This is a genomic window from Acinetobacter sp. OYA S30 (assembly GCF_033599315.1).
In the GTDB taxonomy this organism is placed as follows: Bacteria; Pseudomonadota; Gammaproteobacteria; order Pseudomonadales; family Moraxellaceae; genus Acinetobacter; species Acinetobacter baumannii.
Window position 1 is genome coordinate 1 of record NZ_JAWVAV010000154.1, and the last position, 408, is coordinate 408.

Consider the following 408-nt stretch of genomic DNA (forward strand, 5'->3'; position numbering starts at 1 on the left):
GCTGCACTTTTCGTTATTGAATTTATTAGTGGCCTAATTGCTGCATCTACAGGGTTAATCGCAGACTCTCTTGATATGTTTGCAGATGCTGCTGTTTATGGGATTGCACTTTATGCTGTAGGTAAAGCTGCAAAGTATCAAGTTAAAGCCGCGCATTTTGCGGGTTGGATTCAATTATTTCTCGCAATAACTGTAATTGTCGATGTAATTAGACGTTTTATATTAGGTAGTGAGCCTGAATCTTTATTAATGATTGTAATCGGCTTTTTTGCACTAATTGCGAATGTTGCCTGTCTTTATCTAATTTCTGGACATAAAGATGGTGGAGCACATATGAAAGCAAGTTGGATTTTCTCCGCTAATGATGTGATTGTGAATCTAGGTGTAATTATTGCTGGCTTCCTTGTG

At 37.7% G+C, this 408-nt stretch carries 1 protein-coding gene; it reads left to right on the forward strand.

What is annotated here, in order from left to right:
* On the forward strand, window positions 1-408 hold a 408-nt coding region (locus tag R5R67_RS19590), incomplete at both ends, for a cation transporter (protein ID WP_318755223.1).